Origin of the sequence: Bradyrhizobium genosp. L, assembly GCF_015624485.1 — a bacterium.
In the GTDB taxonomy this organism is placed as follows: Bacteria; Pseudomonadota; Alphaproteobacteria; order Rhizobiales; family Xanthobacteraceae; genus Bradyrhizobium.
Genome location: NZ_CP061378.1, coordinates 5,034,760 through 5,051,134, shown reverse-complemented (window position 1 = coordinate 5,051,134; position 16,375 = coordinate 5,034,760). Strand labels below are relative to the sequence as shown.

The window sequence follows — 16,375 nt, the reverse complement described above, 5'->3', positions numbered from 1 at the left end:
GGTGGATGTAAAGCCATGGCCGGCAACGACCAGATGGACCAGGACGCCATTGCGGCGCAGTGGGAAGCCTCGCTCGATTCCGAGGATCCCGCGGCGGCCGCGGCGGAAGCTGCCAAGAACGAGCTCACCGAGAGCATGTCGCTGCAATGGGCGGCCATGGTCGAGGACGGCAGCCGTGACTTCGGCGGCAAGAACGCCAATGGCGAGCGCGTGCTGTCGCAGGAGGAGATCGACAACCTGCTCGGCTTCACGGTCGGCGACGTCAATCTCGACGACAATTCCGGCATCCGCGCCATCATCGATTCCGCGATGGTGTCCTACGAGCGTCTGCCGATGCTCGAGATCGTGTTCGACCGCCTGGTGCGGTTGATGACCACCTCCTTGCGCAATTTCACCTCCGACAACGTCGAGGTCTCGCTCGACCGCATCACCTCGGTTCGCTTCGGCGACTACATGAACTCGATCCCGCTGCCCGCGGTGCTCTCGGTGTTCAAGGCCGAGGAGTGGGAGAACTTCGGGCTCGCCACCGTCGATTCCAGCCTGATCTATTCGATGATCGACGTGCTGCTCGGCGGCCGTCGCGGCCAGACCCAGCTGCGCATCGAGGGCCGGCCCTACACCACGATCGAGACCAATCTGGTGAAGCGGCTGGTCGAGGTGGTGCTGGCCGATGCCGAGCAGGCGTTCCGGCCGCTGTCGCCGGTGACCTTCACGATCGACCGGCTCGAGACCAATCCGCGCTTCGCCGCGATCTCGCGGCCCGCCAACGCCGCGATCCTGGTGCGGTTGCGCATCGACATGGAAGACCGCGGCGGCAATGTCGAATTGCTGCTGCCCTACGCCACCATCGAACCGATCCGCAACGTGCTGTTGCAGATGTTCATGGGCGAGAAATTCGGCCGCGACCCGATCTGGGAAGGCCACTTCGCCACGGAAGTGGCGCAGGCCGAGATTGCGGTCGACGCGGTGCTCTACGAGGCCGACATCCCGCTGAAGCAGCTGATGAAGCTCAAGGTCGGCGACACGCTGCCGCTCGAGATCGGCGCCGACGCGCTGGTCTCGGTCCGTTGCGGCAATGTCACCCTGACCGAAGGCCGGATGGGCCGGGTCGGCGACCGCGTCGCGATCCGCGTCACCAAGAATTTGCGCAAGCCGCAAACCACCTTCGCGATGTTCGAGAAGGCGGACGAGCAGACCAAGATGATGGAGGCACCATGAGTCATGTGCTGGGACTGGCGATAGAGAGTCTGGTGGCCGTGCTGCTGATGCTGACGATCGGCTATTGCTGGCTGCTCAACAAGCGCCTGCAGCGGCTGAAGGCGGACGAGCATTCGCTGAAGGCGACGATCGCCGAATTGATCACCGCGACAGAGATCGCCGAGCGCGCGATCGGCGGGCTGAAGCACGCGGTGCGCGACGTCAACGAGAACCTCGGCAACCAGCTCGAGGCGGCAACCCAGATGACCGCGCATCTGAAGAACCAGTTGCTCGAGGGCGATCACGTGGTGCGCCGCCTGTCCAAGATCGCGCTCGCCGCGCGGCCCTCCGAACCCGTCGCCGCGGCGCCGGTGCCGGCACCTGTGCCGGTGGCTCCGGCACCCAGGGTCTCCGCTGCCCGCGCTGTGGCCGCGGCGGCTGAGGCCTTCACCGAACGCCGGAGGGCCAACGGCCTCGCTGCATGAAGTTGCTTCGTGACATCAGAGTTATTCCGGTTGTGCTGGTTGCGATCTTCGGCCTGATGGTGCTGAAGGTTGCGGGCCTCGTGCTCGACGGCGGCTATGTGTTCGGCGGCGAGGCGCAGGCCGCCGGGCCGGCGGGTCCGCCTGGTCCTTCTTGGGCGCAGGAGAATTTCAACTTCCCCGGCGGCAGCAAGGCCGTCGACAGTAGGGCCAAGGGCGATCCCGGCGACATCACCGGCTCGGTCGAGGGCAAGGACAAGGAAAAGGACGCGAAGAAGGAGGAGGCGCCGAAGCCGGCGGCTCCCGCGGCCGAGGCCGCCAAGCCCGATGGCGTCGTGGTCAATCTGGATCAGCCCGCGCCGGTGTCGGCCTCCGAGCGCGCGATCCTGGAACGGCTGCAGGCGCGCCGCCAGGAGCTCGAGCAGCGCGCGCGCGAGGTCGAGATCCGCGAGAGCCTGTTGAAGGCCGCCGAGAAGCGCATCTCGGCCAAGGTCGAGGAGGCCAAGGCCAACGATGCCAAGGCGACCGCCGACGCGCAGGCCCAGGCCGCCGCCGAGGCCGCCCGCTTCAAGGGCATCGTCACGATGTACGAGAACATGAAGCCGAAGGACGCCGCCAAGGTGTTCGACCGCCTCGACATGGGCGTGCTTTACCAGATCGCCTCGCAGATCCAGCCGCGCAAGATGTCCGATATCCTGGGCCTGATGAACCCGGAAGCCGCCGAACGGCTGACGGTCGAGCTCGCGCGCAGGGCAGGCGGTGACAAGTCGGCGTCGACCGACGATCTGCCGAAGATCGAAGGCCGGATGCTGACGCCGAAGGGGAATTGAGGGCACCGCTCTGGACGCGCAGGCAGGGCTTCCCATAGAAATGCCTTGTGGCCAAGCAACCCGAAAATGCCAATGACGGACCTCTGGATCGCGCCATCGCGATCCTGACCTTCGTCGCCGAGCAGAAGAAGGCGCTCACGGCCGCCGAGATCGCCACAGCGCTCGATCTGCCGCTACCGACCGCGCACCGCCTGATCGGCAATCTCGAAAGCCGGGGGCTGATCCAGAAGGCCCTCGGGACGAAGCGCTACACCGTGGGCAGCAGACTGGTCACGCTGGCGGCGAAGACGATCGGCGCCGCATTCCGGACCGTGCGGCGCCACGCGGTCCTGAGTGCCGTGGCCGATCGCATCGGCGAACAGTGCGAGATCGGCGTGGTCCGCGACAATGTCGTGGTCTATGTCGACAGCGTGCGATCCAAGCAGCATCAAGGCTTGCAGTTCAATCCGGGCGAAGCCGCGCCATTGCACTGCACCTCGACCGGCAAGATCTACATGAGCCGGTTGCCGATCAAGGTCCGGCAACGACTGGTCCGTTCACTCCCGCTCGTCCGTTTCACCCCGACCACGGTGGATGATCCCGAGGCGTTGTTGGCGCTGCTCGAAGAGACGCGGCACAGGGGCTGGGCCAAGACGAATGAGGAGTTCGTTCGCGGCGTGGTGGGATGCGCCGTGCCGATCGTCTCCCCGGAGGGTGACTTGATCGCCTGCCTTGGCGTGTCCGTTCCCGCCGCACGCGTCGGCTTTGCAGGCCTCGATGCCTTCATTGCGCCGCTCCAGGAAGCAGCGTCCCTGCTGTCGCAGACGATCTTGCAGGATCATGACGACGATCTAGTTGATTCTCAATTTTCGGAATAAATGCTCTCGTTTTTCGAATAGACATCTCGATTTCGCGCAAGCTTTGTGTACCCTCCGGCAGATCAGAGCTTGGCCGGATGTACGGCCAGCTCTCTGCAAGTCCACGTCGCCAACGCCTGACTGTTCAAACTGCCGCCGGGCCATCCGGCGGAAGGCCTCGCCGTGCCCAATTGACTGGAGCGATCATGAGCCAGCATTACGACGTCGCCGCCGTTCGCAAGGCGTTTCCGGCCGCCGAGCACGTCGTCTATCTCGACAGCGGTTTTCAGACGCCGCTCTCCCGTCCCGTGAAGGAAGCCTATGAGCGGTTTCTGTGCGAGGGCTTCGAGACTGCCGGTCCCAAACAGATCTGGCTCAACCGTCTCGAAGAGACGCGCGGCAAGGTCGCGACCCTGCTGGGCGCCAAGCCGAACGAAATCGCATTCACCAAGAACACGTCCGAGAGCATGAACATCGCGGCCAACGCACTGCCGCTTCGTGCCGGCGACAAGGTTCTGATGATCCATGGCGATCATCCCAACAACGCCTACGCTTTCCTCAACCTGCGGAAGAAAGGTGTCGAGATCGTCTTCATCCCGATGACCGAGGTAGTGGACGCCGAGAGCTTCCGGCCGCATATCGACGACAAGACGCGTGCGATCTCGATGTCGCATGTCACGTTCCATGCCGGACACCGGTTCGACGTCGAAAGCGTCGGCGAACTCTGCGCGCAACATTTGCTTTACTTCATCGTGGATGCGATGCAGGGCATCGGCGTGGTGCCGATCGACGCCAAGGCCGTGAAGGCCACCTTTATCGGATCCGGCACGCACAAGGGGCTGCTGGTCCCGCAAGGGCTCGGTCTGCTCTACTGGGACGCGATGCGGACTGAGCTGGAGCCGGCCTATCTGGCGGCCGCCAGCCTTGCCGAACCGCCGCAGGATTTCATTGCCAGCCCGGACAACATGGCCCTGCCGGCGACGGCGAGCCGGTTCGAACTCGGCAACTTCAACCTTCCGGCGGTCCATGGCCTCGGCGCGGCGATCGATTTCATCGACGCGGTCGGTATCGAGAACATTCAGCGCCACTGCTTCGATCTCGGCGACTATCTGATCGATCATCTCGATCGGCTCGACGTCGGCCTGGTCGGCCCCCGCGAGCGGCAGCACCGGGCGCCGCACATCTATGTCATTGCATTGCCGGCAACCGACTGGCTCGACTATTTCACGCAGAACGGCATCCGTGTCTCACCCGAGCGCGACGGCATCAGGGTGTCGCTCGGCATGTTCAACACCAAGGCCGACATCGACCGGCTGATCGAGGCCATCCGCGCGCGCAATGCGCCGTCCGTCCAGGCCCGCACGGCCGTCTTGTCCAAGCTCGGGTAGCCGCCGTGCGCTTCTAGCTTCTCCGAAGCGGCATCCCGAGACGCCCAAGGCGCCACAGCTCGGATGCTGCAAATCCAAGGTGGCGCGAAGGATCGTGTCATGCAGGCAGTCAGCAAGACTCAAAATCCGAACCGGCTGACCCGCGCCATCATGGTCAGCCTGGTGCTCGGCATCGCCGCAGGTTACGCGTGCAATACACTCGCGAGCCCGGAACAGGCCAAGGCGATTGCCGGCTATTTCGCCATCCTGTCGGATATCTTCCTGCGCATGATCAAGATGATCATCGCGCCATTGGTGTTCGCCACCATCGTCTCCGGAATATCCAGCTTGGGTGCAAGCGGCGGTGCCGTCGGGCGCATCGCCATCAAGTCGCTGGCCTGGTTCATCATCGCGTCGCTGGTATCGCTCTTGGTCGGGCTCGTGCTCGCAAACCTGCTGCAGCCGGGCCACGGGCTCGGTCTTGCGCTGCCCGAGGCGAATACCACGACCAACGTCCAGACCAGCAGCCTGAACATCAAGGACTTCGCCGCCCACGTCTTCCCGGTCAGCGTCGTCCAGGCGATGGCAGGAAACGAAGTGCTGCAGATTCTCGTTTTCTCGATGTTCTTCGGCTTCGCGCTGAGCGCCGTCAAGGCAACGCTCGCCCCCGATGTCGCGAAGTCGATCGATCAGATCGTTCCCGTGATGCTGAAGTTCACCGATTACGTCATGCGGTTCGCGCCGGTCGGCGTGTTCGCCGCCATGGCCGCTGTCGTCACCACGCAGGGGCTCGGGGTTCTCGTGACCTACGGAAAGTTCGTCAGTGCCTTCTACTTCGGACTGGTGGTGCTATGGGCGATCATCATCGGCGCCGGTAGCGTCGTGCTCGGCGGCCGGATCAAGACCCTGCTTCGGTTGCTTCGTCAGCCAATGATGATCGCTTTCTCGACCTCCAGCAGCGAGGCGGCCTTCCCGAAGATGATCGAGCAGCTGATGAAATTCGGTATCTCGGAGCGCATGACCGGCTTCGTCCTGCCGCTCGGCTATTCGTTCAATCTCGACGGCTCGATGATGTATCAGACCTTCGCGGCGCTGTTCGTCGCCCAGGCCTTCAATATCGAAATGCCGATCACCACCCAGATCGCGATGCTGCTGCTGCTGATGGTCACCAGCAAGGGCATCGCGGGCGTGCCCCGTGCCTCGCTCGTCGTCGCCGCGGCGACGTTGCCGACGTTCGGCCTGCCGGCGGGCGGCCTGGTCCTGCTGATCGGGATCGACGCCTTCCTCGATATGGGACGGACGATGACGAACGTCATCGGGAATGGCGTCGCAACCGCCGTCGTTGCGAAATGGGAGGATGAACTGAGCGAGCCGGCCGAGGAGGTGGCCGAATTGATGTCAACGGCTGCGGCTGGATAGCCGCGGGCTTAGCGCTTGCGATCGGGCAGTGCTCTCGCGGAGGATCATTCGCCGAGCTGTTCGTTTGACACGTCCAAGCTAGCGATGCCGTCCCAGTTCTCGATCTTGGCCATAATTTCTTCGAGAGAAGAGGGTTCAGGTCCAGCTTCACCATCTTCGGCCAGGCCTTCGAGATGAAGGGCCAAGGCCTCAGCCGCCATCGCGCGCGCGTCGTCAAGATCAGTACCTGCGGTGATCACGCCGGGCAGATCGGGAGACGAAACACCGTAGTCGCTATCGGGGTTCTTGTGGACCAGCGCGATGTAATGCCGCATTGGATGTCCTCGCTGCCAGCTGCCCTTCGAAGCGTTTGGTCCCACTTGTGGCCCTTAGCGCTTTGATAATGCCTGCCGACCGAGTTCGCAATCCGTTGACGTTAACAGCTCCTTAACGCCGCCCGGCCAAGATCGTACCGGCGTGGGCGAGGGCGCTTCGCGCGTGTCTGCTGAGGTCCCGAGAAGACGTTTCGAGATGGCGCGAACGGCTGCCGCTGGAACATGGTCGCTAGGCCGCGCCTTTGCGCGGCTCGCCCGTCTGTGCCTAATTGCCGCCGGTCTTGCGCTCCCGACCCTCACATTCCCGACCGTCGCGCGGGCCGAGGACCCGCCGCCACCGGTGCCGGGTGAGGCGACGTTCTCCGCCGCCAACGGCTATGCCCGGCTGGTGCTGAAGCTGAAGGAGGATGTCGAGTCCGAGGTGACCACCGCCGGCTCGATCATCGTGATCCGCTTCAAGCGTCCGGTCGACATTTCGGTCGATCAGATCGGCGACGCGGTGCCCGACTATGTCGGCGCGGCGCGGCGCGATCCGGACGGGATGGCGATCCGGTTGTCGCTGGCCCGCCGCGCCACCATCAACACCATGAGCGCGGGCGAGCGCATCTTCGTCGATTTCCTGCCCGACGACTGGAAGGGCGCGCCGCCGCCGCTGCCGCAGGAGGTGATCCGCGAGCTCGCCGAGCGCGCCCGCGCCGCCGAGCGGCTGCTGCGCCAGCAACGCGCCGCCGATGCCGCCAAGAAGCGGCCGCCGGTGCGCGTCCGCGCGCTGGTGCAGCCGACCTTCGTCCGCTTCGTGTTCGAGGTGCCCGACGGCGTCGGCGTCTCCTCGGTGCTGAACGAGCCGAAGCTGACGCTGTCCTTCAACACGCCGCTGACCTTCGACCTCGCCGACGCCAAGATCGCCGCACCGCCGAACGTCGCCTCGATCACCGCGCGCACCGATACCGATACGTCCGCGGTCGACGTGACGCTGATCGGCGACGTCGACGTGCATTCGTTCCGCGAGGAGCGGAATTACATCGTCGATATCGCCTTCCAGCAGAACGATCAGCAGACCCCGGCCAAGCCGGAGCTCTCCGCGCTGATGCCCGCGCCGCGCGGCAAGCCGAAGGGCGCCGCGGCGCCGCTCGCGCCCGTGACCTCGGAGAGCATTGCGCGCGAGGCCAAGATTGCGATCAAGCCCGAGGTAGCGAAAGAGGCCGCGAGGGCGGAGCAATCACAACCCGAGCCGATGAAGGCTGGGTCAGCCGGGTCCGAACAGCCAGCCGCTGCACCGGCCAAACCGGAGCAGCCGCGGTCGGAACTGCCCAACGCCGAGCTGCCGAAGATCGCGGCCGCCGCGGCGGAGATGACACCCGCCGTCGAGAGCGCGCCGGCACCGGCCATGCCGCGTGAAGGTGGTGCACCGGCGGCGGAGAAAGCCGCCATCGACCCGCCGAAACCGGCGGCCCCGGTTGCGGAGGCGCCGGCGTTGCCGTCGCCGAAGCCGGCCGCGACGCCGTCGCGGTCATCCGCGAGCGGCAAGCCCGCCGTCGACGCCCAGCGCGACAGTGACGGACTGCGCGTGACATTCTCCTTCGCGGCGGCGACGCCGGCCGCGCTGTTCCGCCGTGCCGACACGGTGTGGATGGTGTTCGATACATCGGATCCGATCGACGTCGAGCCGATCCGCGCCAAGGGCGGCGCGCTGATGGCCGACATCACCCGGATCGCGCTGGAAAAGGGCCAGGCGGTCCGCTTCCGCCTCAACCGGCCGCAGATGCCCTCGCTCGACAGCGACGATCGCTCGCGTGGCGTGAGCTGGACCTTGACCTTTGCCGACAAGGTCGAGAAGCCGCCGCTGCCGCTCACCGTCGTGCGCAACATCACCGATCCCGCGCTCGCCAATGTCAGCGTGCCGCTCGCCAATGCGGGCCAGTTGCATCGGCTGGTCGATCCCGATGCCGGCGACGTGCTCTGGGTCGTCACCGCGCCGCCGCCGACCCGCGGCATCATCAAGCGGCAGGATTTCGTCGAGCTGTCGCTGCTGGAATCGATTCACGGTCTCGTGGTTCGTCCGAACGCCGACGACGTCAAGGCCGAGGTCGGCGCCGACAAGGTGATGCTGGGCCGGCCAGGCGGGCTGACGCTGTCGTCGGCCGACGTTGCCGCCGAGCGTGCCACCGCCGCGGTGAAGCCGTTGTTCGACGCGGATGAGTGGAGGAAGAACCAGTCCGAGAATTTCCTCAAGCAGCTCGACGGCCTGATTGCGGCGGCTGCGTCCGCCAATGCCGAGCAGCTGCCGCAGGCGCGGCTCGATCTTGCCGATTTCTACATGGCAAACGGCATGTATCAGGAAGCTCATGGCGTCACCAATTTGATCCTGTCCGAGAGCAAGCGCGGCAGCGAACAGCCTGCCGTCGTGATGATCCATGCGGTCGCCGGCATCCTGATCGGCCACCCGGCACAGGGCCTCAAGGACCTCGCCAACCCCGTGATCGGCAACGGCTACGATTCGCAATTGTGGAAGGGGCTCGCGCTGGCGCGTGAAGGCAAATGGGCCGATGCGCGCGAGAAGTTCAAGAATGCCGAGTTTTCGGTGGCGACGCTGCCATCGGACCTGCAGCGCATCATCACGATGGATTCGATGAAGGCCTCGCTCGAGATCAAGGACTATGCCGGCGCCGCGCGGCGCAAGAGCGATCTCGACGTCGTCGGCGTGCCCGACGATCTCAGGCCGGCGGTCGCGGTGCTGCGAGGCCGGCTGGCCGAAGCACTCGGCCAGGAGAAGGATGCGCTCGACGCCTACCGCTTCGCCGCAAATTCGGCCGATCGGCAGGCCGCGGCCGAGGGCAAGCTGCTCGAGACCCTGCTGCGGCAGAAGCGCGGCGAGATCGGCCGCGACGATGTGCTCAAGGAGCTCGAGCTGCTGTCGATGCTGTGGCGCGGTGATTCCATCGAGCTGAAGACGCTGTACGTGCTGTCGAAGATCTACGCCGAGACCGGACGCTACGCCGACGCCTTCGCGGTCACCCGTGCCGCGACAAGGCTGCAGCCGAACGCGCCGGAATCGCGCCAGGCGCAGGATGCTGCCTCGGCGCTGTTCACGCAGCTGTTCCTCGGCCCCAAGGGCGACGAGATGTCGCCGATCGACGCGCTCGGCACCTTCTACGAATATCGCGAGCTGACCCCGATCGGCCGCCGCGGCGACGAGATGATCCGCCGCCTCTCCGATCGCCTGGTCGGCGTCGACCTGCTCGACCAGGCTGCCGACCTCCTGCAATACCAGGTCGACAAGCGGCTGGAAGGCGCGGCACGGGCCCAGATCGCGGCAAGGCTGGCGATGGTCTATCTGATGAACCGCAAGCCGGACCGCGCTATCGCCGCGCTGCGCTCGAGCAGGATCGCCGATCTCTCCGGCGAATTGCGCCAGCAGCGGCTGTTGCTGGAGGCGCGCGCGCAGAGCGATGTCGGCCGCCACGACCTCGCGCTCGACATCATCTCCAACATCACCGGCCGCGAGGCGATCCGGCTGCGCGCCGACATCTACTGGGCGTCGCGGCACTGGCGCGAGGCCTCCGAACAGATCGAGCTCTATTACGCCGACCGCTGGCGCGACTTCACGCCGCTCAATCCGGGTGAGAAGGCCGACATCATCCGCGCCGTGGTCGGCTACGCGCTCGCCGAGGACGCCATCGGGCTGTCGCGCTTCCGCGAGAAATACGCGCCGCTGATGTCGGGAGACGCCGACAAACTGGCATTCGATGCGGCCAGCAAGCCGGTCGCGACCTCGAGCCCCGAGTTCGCCCAGATCGCGCGCATGGCGGCGAGCGTCGACACGCTCGACGGCTTCATCCGCGAGATGAAGACCCGCTTCCCCGACGCCACCGCCCGCGCGCCGCTGCCCGATCCGGTCGCGACCGGATCGCTGCCTGAGAAGGCCAAAGCGGCGCCGGTGAGCGCGCTGCCAGCCATCAGGGGCGAGAAGCAGGCCAGCGCGGCGCAATAGCGCCCTCTCGACAGACGTCGATCAAACCGGCAACCTCTACGCAGAGCATGATCCGGAAAAGTGTGAAGCGGTTTTCCGAAAAGATCATGCTCAATTAAAGAGCTAGGCCAGCCGGGAGGACGCCGTCACATGAGCAAGCCGATCAAGACCGAAGCCGAACTCATCGCGATGGCGCGCACCGAGCTGAAGGTGCATGCCGACTGCCCCGACGGCATCGATATCTCCGTCCTGCGCGACGGCGATAGCTGGGAATTCCGCGCCAGCGCCGACGAGGCGACGATCGCAAAGCCCGGCTATCCCGAATGCGTCGCGATGCTGGTGCAGATCGGCGACCATCTCAGCAAGCAGTATGACGTGAAGGGGTAGGGCAGCCACGCGATGAACTCGGGTGGAACGGTAGCGGCGACGGCACTGCGCTCCCTCGCCCCGTTCTTACGGGAAGAGGGTTGGGGTGAGGGGCTGTTTACGCGCAGATGGTGACAGTTGCTTATGCGGAGGCTCCCCCTCACCCGGAACGCATCTGACGATGCGTTCCGACCTCTCCCCGCACGCGGGGCGAGGTAAGCCGGAGCCATTGTCGCATACGGGGAGATCGGATGGACCGCATCGACGCCATGAAGGTGTTCGTCGCTGTTGTCGACGAGGGCAGCCTTGCCGGCGCGGGACGGCGGTTGCGGCGGTCGCCGGCCGCAGTGAGCCGGGCGATCGCGTTCCTCGAGCAGCATGTCGGGGCCGAGCTGCTGCATCGCACGACGCGGTCGCTGAAGCTGAGCGAGGCCGGCCAGCGCTATGCGATGGCCTGCCGGCGCATCCTGACAGAGCTCGAGGAGGCCGACATCCTGGCCGGCGGCGAGCGCACGGCGCCGCGCGGCACGCTGACCATCACCGCACCGGTCGTGGTGGGTGAGGACGTGCTGCGGCCGCTGCTCGATGCCTTCACGACCGAATATCCGGCGGTGACGGTGCGGCTCGCGATGCTCGACCGCACCGTCAATCTGATCGACGAGGGCATCGACATCGCGCTGCGCATCGCCCATCTCGCCGATTCCAATTTCGTGGCGATCAAGCTCGGCGAGGTGCGCCGGGTGGTTGCGGCGTCGCCTGCCTATCTCGCGCAGCATCCTGTGATCGGCGAGCCAGAAGATCTGGCGAAACACCGGATCATCGCGATGACGCATTTCGGCATCGACTCCTGGAGCTTTCCGCCGGCGAAAAAATCAAAGGTCGCGCGTGCGATCCAGTTCACGCCGCGCCTCGTGGTCAACACCATTCGCGCGGCGGTCGCCTCGGCCGCCGAAGGGCATGGCGTCACACGGCTGTTCTCGTATCACCTTGGCGAGGTGATCCGCGACGGGCGGCTGCAGATCCTGCTCGCCAAGGACGAGCCTCCACCGGTGCCGATCCACATGCTCGCTCCGCAAGGGCGGCTCGACGTGCCGAAGGTTCGCGCCTTCGTCGATTTCGCCACTCCGCGGCTGAAGCGCTATTTCGAGCGGCTGACGCGCGAGGCCAGCCGCAACGCCGGCGCCAAAGCGCGATGAATTGTCATCGCGCTTTGGTTTCTTGTTTGAGCATGATCTCCGCGCAAACGCGTTCCGCGTTTGTCGCGAGGGAAAACCGCCCTCACACTTTTCCGGATCATGCTCGCTCGTTCGCCGCGCGGAAGAGTGTCTGCCGAATAGTGGGCATTCGCGCGGATGGCACATGTATCTAAGTTCTGCTCCATCGAGGCGGTGCTGATTGCCGCCTCACCGACAGATGGAGAGAGGCCATGGGTGCAGAGCAGAAGGTCGCCATTATTACCGGTGCGTCGCAGGGGATCGGTCTCGGCCTGGTCGAGGGTTTTCGCGATCGCAACTATCGCGTGGTCGCCAATTCCCGCAGCATCAAGCCGTCGTCCGATCCGGACGTGCTGGCGGTCGCTGGCGATATCAGCGACCCCGAGGTGGCCGACCGCGTCGTCAAGCAGGCGCTCGCACGGTTCGGCCGCGTCGACACGCTGGTCAACAATGCCGGCATCTTCATCGCCAAGCCGTTCACAGAATATTCCGCCGAGGACTACGCTAGGGTGCTGGCGATCAATCTCGGCAGCTTCTTCCATCTGACGCAGCGCGCGGCGCGCGAGATGCTGAAGCAGGGCTCCGGGCACATCGTGCAGATCACCACCAGCCTGGTCGATCACGCCAACAGCAGCGTTCCTTCCGTACTGGCATCGCTGACCAAGGGGGGCCTGAGCGCGGCGACCAGGTCGCTCGCGATCGAATATGCCGCCAAGGGCATTCGAGTCAACGCGGTCTCACCCGGCGTAATCAAGACGCCGATGCACGCGCCCGCGACCCACGACTTCCTCGCCAAACTGCATCCGGTCGGACGGATGGGCGAAGCCAAGGACATCGTCGACGCCGTGCTGTTCCTGGAGAACGCGGGCTTCGTCACCGGCGAGATCCTCCATGTCGACGGCGGCCAGAGCGCCGGCCATTAGCGCACAAGGGTGTGGGTTCCGGCATCGCAGCGAGTGATCGCTGCGATCGGAACTAATCATTTTTCACGAACTGCCGAAGGGCCTACGCCAATGTCCATGTCCGCCAATGTCGATCATCACCACGCCGCGCCGCATCAGCATGCCGGCAGGCCGGTGTGGCTGTCCGCGGTTGCCGGGCTGTGCGCCTCGCTGGTCGGGCTCGGGCTGGCGCGTTTCGCCTACACGCCGCTGATCCCGGCGCTGATCGCCGCAAAATGGTTCACGCCCGCCGAGGCGGTCTATCTCGGCGCCGCCAATCTGGCCGGCTATCTCGCCGGTGCGCTGATCGCCCGCGAGCTCGGCGCGCACGTCGGCTCGGTGTGGGCGCTACGCGGCACGATGGCGCTGGCCGCGGTCACCTGCTTTGCCTGCGCGGTGCCGATCTCGTTCGTGTGGTTCTTCGGTTTGCGCGTCCTCGCCGGCGTCAGCGGCGGTGTGATCATGGTGCTGGCGGCGACGGCGATCCTGCCGCAGACGGCGCCGAGCAGGAGGGGGCTCATCGGCGGCGTGATTTTTGCGGGGGTCGGGCTCGGCATCGCGGCGTCGGGCACGCTGGTGCCGCTGCTGCTGCAGCAGGGCGTCAAGCAGGCGTGGGTCGGCCTCGGCCTGTTGTCGGCGGTTCTGACCTTGATCAGCTGGAAGGCGTGGCCCGCCGAAACGCCCGCTGCACATGCCGGCGCGGAGCATCACGCCGCAGCGCATGGCGTGCGTTCGCCGCTGGTGATCGCGCTGTGCGTCGAATATGGCCTCAACGCGCTGGCGCTGGTGCCGCACATGGTGTTCCTGGTCGACTTCGTGGCGCGTGGGCTCGGGCAGGGGATCGCCGCCGGATCGTATTACTGGGTGCTGTACGGCCTCGGCGCCGTGGTCGGTCCGCTGTTATCAGGGCATCTTGCCGATCGCGCCGGCTTTGCCGCCGCGCTGCGCGCGGCTTTCCTGATCGAGGCCGTTGCGGTCGCGATACCCGCCGTGTCGGCGTCACCGGCGGCGCTGATCGTGTCGAGCATCGTCGTCGGCGGCTTTACGCCCGGCATCGTGCCGCTGGTGATCGGTCGCATCCACGAATTGATCCCGCATTCCGCCGCGAACCAGCGTGCCGCGTGGGCGCAGGCGACCACGACCTTCGCGCTGTTCCAGGCGGCGGGTGCCTACGGTCTGTCCTATTTGTTCGCGCAAAATGGCGGCGACTATGCGCTGCTGTTCGTGATCGGCGCGGCTGCCGTGGTCGCGGCGCTGGCGATCGAGCTGGTCGGCGCGATCGCGATCGGGCGCCAGCGCGGCTAGCTGCGCAGCTTCTGGGTCAGCACCGCGACGAAGCGGTCGGCATCTGCCTCGTCGTTGAAGACATGCGGCGAGATGCGCATGCGGCCGAGGCGCAACGCCACGTAAATGTTCTCGGCGGCAAGGCGTGCGATCAGGTCTTTCGGCACGCCACCGGTCATGCCGAGGCTCAGGATGTGCGGCGCGCGCAAGTTACGCTCCAGCACGTTGAGACCGAGATCGCGCACGCCGTCGGCGATCCGCTGCGTCAGCATCGCAAGCCGCGCGCGGACCGCGGCGGTGCCCCATTCCGCCATCATCTCCATGCCGATCGAGGCCATCTCCAGCGAGATGAAATAATCGCGCTCGCCCATGTCGTAACGCCGGGCATTGTCGACATAGCCGAGATCGCCGAAATAGACCGCATTTTCGGAGTTGACGTTGCGGCGGCCGGCGGACGTCTGCTCCAGCGGCACGCCGTTGTGGTGGCGCTTTGCGACGTAGAGGAAGGCTCGGCCGTAGGGGCCGACCAGCCATTTGTAGGTTGGAAAAAGCACCGCGTCGGGATCGAGCGCCTTGACGTCCATCGCGACGACGCCCGCACTCTGGGTCGCGTCGATCACGAACAGCGCGCCGTGCCGCTTCAGCGCCGCCTGCACCTGGTCGACGTCGATCATGCCGCCATCCGACCAATGCACCGACGAGATCGAGGCAAGCCCGACCGGCGCTGCGCCGGGGCGCTCGATCGCGGCCAATACCGCCGCAGTCCAGTCACCGTCGGCGGGCTGGCGCACGGTCTCGACGATGAAGCCATGTGCTTCGGCGCGGGCATGCCATTCCAGCACCGGCGAGGAATGATCGTTCTCCAGCACGATGGCGCGACTGCCGCGCGGAATCGTCAACACCTTTGCCATTGTCGCGACGCCATAGCTGATCGCCGGGATCAGCGCGATGTCGTCCGCATCGGCATTGATCAGCCGCGCCGCCGCGATGCGGGCGCGCTCATACTGACGGCTGGCGAAACCCGCATCGAGCGTCCAGGGCTGGCCCTTCCGCGCCACCGCGGCGCGGCCGGCCTCCAGCGTTTGCCGCGGCAGTGGGCTATAGGACGCCGAATTCAGGTAGCAGACGTCGCGGGGGACATCGAATAGATCGCGCTGTGAGGGAAGCATGTCGGCTCAAGGCTGGCGTTGCGGAAGAGGGTTCGGTGCAAGGTGCCCGCCGTCATCCGTCATATTGATCCGGCCCCATTGCCCATTGCGCCTGGTCGTAGCCGTGGGCGAACGTGCGATTGGTCTGCGCCGAGTTGCGGTTGATCAGCGGTCGCAGATACATCGGATGGGTGGCGCTGCGCACCTCGTGCTCGACCGTGAACAGATGCCTTCCGTCGGCAGGATCGACGATGTCGCAGAAGCGGTATTGGTACTGATTGTCCTCGCGGGAGACCAGGTTGCGCGCGCGCAGCCGCTTGTAGGGGCCGGAGAAGTCCGTGATGTAGATCTGGACGTGATGGCCGTCGAACTCCGGCTGCGTCGCGTCGCTCTCGCGGAATTGCAGATACTGATCCTTGCCCACCTTGGCGCGCGCAACCGTCGCGTCGCCGTTGGCGAGGCTTGCGGGAATGCCCATGATCTCGGGATAGAACCTTGTGATCGCCTCCGCGGTGCCGCGCGGCACCTCGAACTCGACATAGGGCACGCCGAGCGCGATGCGGCCGAAGCGATCGGCGTCGGGCTCGTAGCAGCGCAGCCGGTTGCCCCAGGGGCAGGTCGCCTCGACATAATCGTTGTGTGCGCGATAGCTGAACGCGGTGCCTTCGAGCTTCGGCGCAACCGACGCCAGCCGGTCGAGCAGCGCCTGCCGTCCCGCGATCACGATGGCGGTGTGGCCGCGCAGCACCTGCGGCCGGCCGCTCGGCAGATGAAACTGGCTGCGGCCGGCATTCACCCACATGTTGCCGTCGGAGACCATCAGATAGGGATCGCGCGTCAGCCCGATGCCGGCGACATAGAACAGCGTGGCGAGGCGCTGGTCAGGCACCTGCACATTGATATGCTCGAGATGGATGGAATTGCCGAGGTCTTCTGCGGCGCGGTCGAACGGCTGTTGCATGAACGCGGCTCCCGGGATGCGACGGCGCCGATGATAGTCGAATGCG

At 65.8% G+C, this 16,375-nt stretch carries 13 protein-coding genes and 1 pseudogene; 11 read left to right on the top strand and 3 right to left on the bottom strand.

Annotated elements, in window-relative coordinates; all coding sequences use genetic code 11:
- Positions 1-15 precede the first annotated feature (15 nt).
- The 6 genes from fliM (at position 16) to IC762_RS24150 (ending at position 6,131) form a co-directional block, all read left to right on the top strand.
- Positions 16-1,218, top strand: a complete 1,203-nt coding sequence (fliM, locus tag IC762_RS24175; protein WP_195784711.1) for a flagellar motor switch protein FliM — start codon at positions 16-18, stop codon at positions 1,216-1,218.
- Positions 1,215-1,682: a DUF6468 domain-containing protein gene (locus IC762_RS24170; protein ID WP_195784710.1), complete on the top strand. Its 468-nt coding sequence runs from the start codon at positions 1,215-1,217 to the stop codon at positions 1,680-1,682. Before fliM ends, IC762_RS24170 begins: the two co-directional genes overlap by 4 nt.
- The gene (locus tag IC762_RS24165; RefSeq protein WP_195784709.1) at positions 1,679-2,509 is read left to right on the top strand and encodes a MotE family protein; all 831 of its coding nucleotides are present in this window, start codon (positions 1,679-1,681) and stop codon (positions 2,507-2,509) included. The genes IC762_RS24170 and IC762_RS24165 overlap by 4 nt, the downstream gene beginning before the upstream one ends.
- A 47-nt stretch (positions 2,510-2,556) precedes the next feature.
- The gene (locus IC762_RS24160) at positions 2,557-3,366 is read left to right on the top strand and encodes an IclR family transcriptional regulator (protein WP_195784708.1); all 810 of its coding nucleotides are present in this window, start codon (positions 2,557-2,559) and stop codon (positions 3,364-3,366) included.
- A gap of 185 nt (positions 3,367-3,551) precedes the next feature.
- Entirely contained in the window at positions 3,552-4,733 is a 1,182-nt protein-coding gene (locus tag IC762_RS24155; RefSeq protein ID WP_195784707.1) for an aminotransferase class V-fold PLP-dependent enzyme, read from the top strand.
- Between the two features lie 99 nt (positions 4,734-4,832).
- Entirely contained in the window at positions 4,833-6,131 is a 1,299-nt protein-coding gene (locus IC762_RS24150; RefSeq protein WP_195784706.1) for a dicarboxylate/amino acid:cation symporter, read from the top strand.
- Positions 6,132-6,205: 74 nt separating this feature from the next.
- Here the strand turns inward: IC762_RS24150 and IC762_RS24145 are convergent.
- Positions 6,206-6,445, bottom strand: a pseudogene (locus IC762_RS24145) (type II toxin-antitoxin system HicB family antitoxin); the annotation flags it as partial.
- A 196-nt stretch (positions 6,446-6,641) separates the two neighbouring features.
- Between IC762_RS24145 and IC762_RS24140 the strand changes: the two are divergent.
- From IC762_RS24140 to IC762_RS24120, 5 genes are all read left to right on the top strand, one after another.
- Positions 6,642-10,436: a tetratricopeptide repeat protein gene (locus IC762_RS24140; RefSeq protein WP_195784704.1), complete on the top strand. Its 3,795-nt coding sequence runs from the start codon at positions 6,642-6,644 to the stop codon at positions 10,434-10,436.
- A gap of 129 nt (positions 10,437-10,565) precedes the next feature.
- Positions 10,566-10,802, top strand: a complete 237-nt coding sequence (locus IC762_RS24135; RefSeq protein ID WP_195784703.1) for a hypothetical protein — start codon at positions 10,566-10,568, stop codon at positions 10,800-10,802.
- A gap of 230 nt (positions 10,803-11,032) precedes the next feature.
- A complete protein-coding gene (locus IC762_RS24130; RefSeq protein ID WP_195784702.1) occupies positions 11,033-11,977 on the top strand; it encodes a LysR family transcriptional regulator in 945 nt (314 codons plus the stop codon).
- A 230-nt stretch (positions 11,978-12,207) separates the two neighbouring features.
- A complete protein-coding gene (locus IC762_RS24125) occupies positions 12,208-12,918 on the top strand; it encodes an SDR family NAD(P)-dependent oxidoreductase (protein ID WP_195784701.1) in 711 nt (236 codons plus the stop codon).
- A 96-nt stretch (positions 12,919-13,014) separates the two neighbouring features.
- Positions 13,015-14,241: a YbfB/YjiJ family MFS transporter gene (locus IC762_RS24120; RefSeq protein ID WP_195790260.1), complete on the top strand. Its 1,227-nt coding sequence runs from the start codon at positions 13,015-13,017 to the stop codon at positions 14,239-14,241.
- Here IC762_RS24120 and IC762_RS24115 read toward each other — a convergent pair.
- Positions 14,238-15,389: an aminotransferase class V-fold PLP-dependent enzyme gene (locus IC762_RS24115; protein ID WP_195784700.1), complete on the bottom strand. Its 1,152-nt coding sequence runs from the start codon at positions 15,387-15,389 to the stop codon at positions 14,238-14,240. The two genes, IC762_RS24120 and IC762_RS24115, sit on opposite strands and share 4 nt — an antisense overlap.
- Before the next feature lie 52 nt (positions 15,390-15,441).
- Entirely contained in the window at positions 15,442-16,329 is an 888-nt protein-coding gene (locus IC762_RS24110) for a hypothetical protein (RefSeq protein WP_195784699.1), read from the bottom strand.
- Positions 16,330-16,375: the final 46 nt, after the last annotated feature.

Bases quoted from the DNA above. Each gene is read 5' to 3' on its own strand.
- fliM (WP_195784711.1), top strand. From the start codon at position 16: ATGGCCGGCAACGACCAGATGGACCAGGACGCCATTGCGGCGCAGTGG.
- IC762_RS24155 (WP_195784707.1), top strand. From the start codon at position 3,552: ATGAGCCAGCATTACGACGTCGCCGCCGTTCGCAAGGCGTTTCCGGCC.
- IC762_RS24140 (WP_195784704.1), top strand. From the start codon at position 6,642: ATGGCGCGAACGGCTGCCGCTGGAACATGGTCGCTAGGCCGCGCCTTT.
- IC762_RS24125 (WP_195784701.1), top strand. From the start codon at position 12,208: ATGGGTGCAGAGCAGAAGGTCGCCATTATTACCGGTGCGTCGCAGGGG.
- IC762_RS24120 (WP_195790260.1), top strand. From the start codon at position 13,015: ATGTCCGCCAATGTCGATCATCACCACGCCGCGCCGCATCAGCATGCC.
- IC762_RS24115 (WP_195784700.1), bottom strand. From the start codon at position 15,389: ATGCTTCCCTCACAGCGCGATCTATTCGATGTCCCCCGCGACGTCTGC.
- IC762_RS24110 (WP_195784699.1), bottom strand. From the start codon at position 16,329: ATGCAACAGCCGTTCGACCGCGCCGCAGAAGACCTCGGCAATTCCATC.
- IC762_RS24150 (WP_195784706.1), top strand. From the start codon at position 4,833: ATGCAGGCAGTCAGCAAGACTCAAAATCCGAACCGGCTGACCCGCGCC.
- IC762_RS24130 (WP_195784702.1), top strand. From the start codon at position 11,033: ATGGACCGCATCGACGCCATGAAGGTGTTCGTCGCTGTTGTCGACGAG.
- IC762_RS24165 (WP_195784709.1), top strand. From the start codon at position 1,679: ATGAAGTTGCTTCGTGACATCAGAGTTATTCCGGTTGTGCTGGTTGCG.
- IC762_RS24170 (WP_195784710.1), top strand. From the start codon at position 1,215: ATGAGTCATGTGCTGGGACTGGCGATAGAGAGTCTGGTGGCCGTGCTG.
- IC762_RS24135 (WP_195784703.1), top strand. From the start codon at position 10,566: ATGAGCAAGCCGATCAAGACCGAAGCCGAACTCATCGCGATGGCGCGC.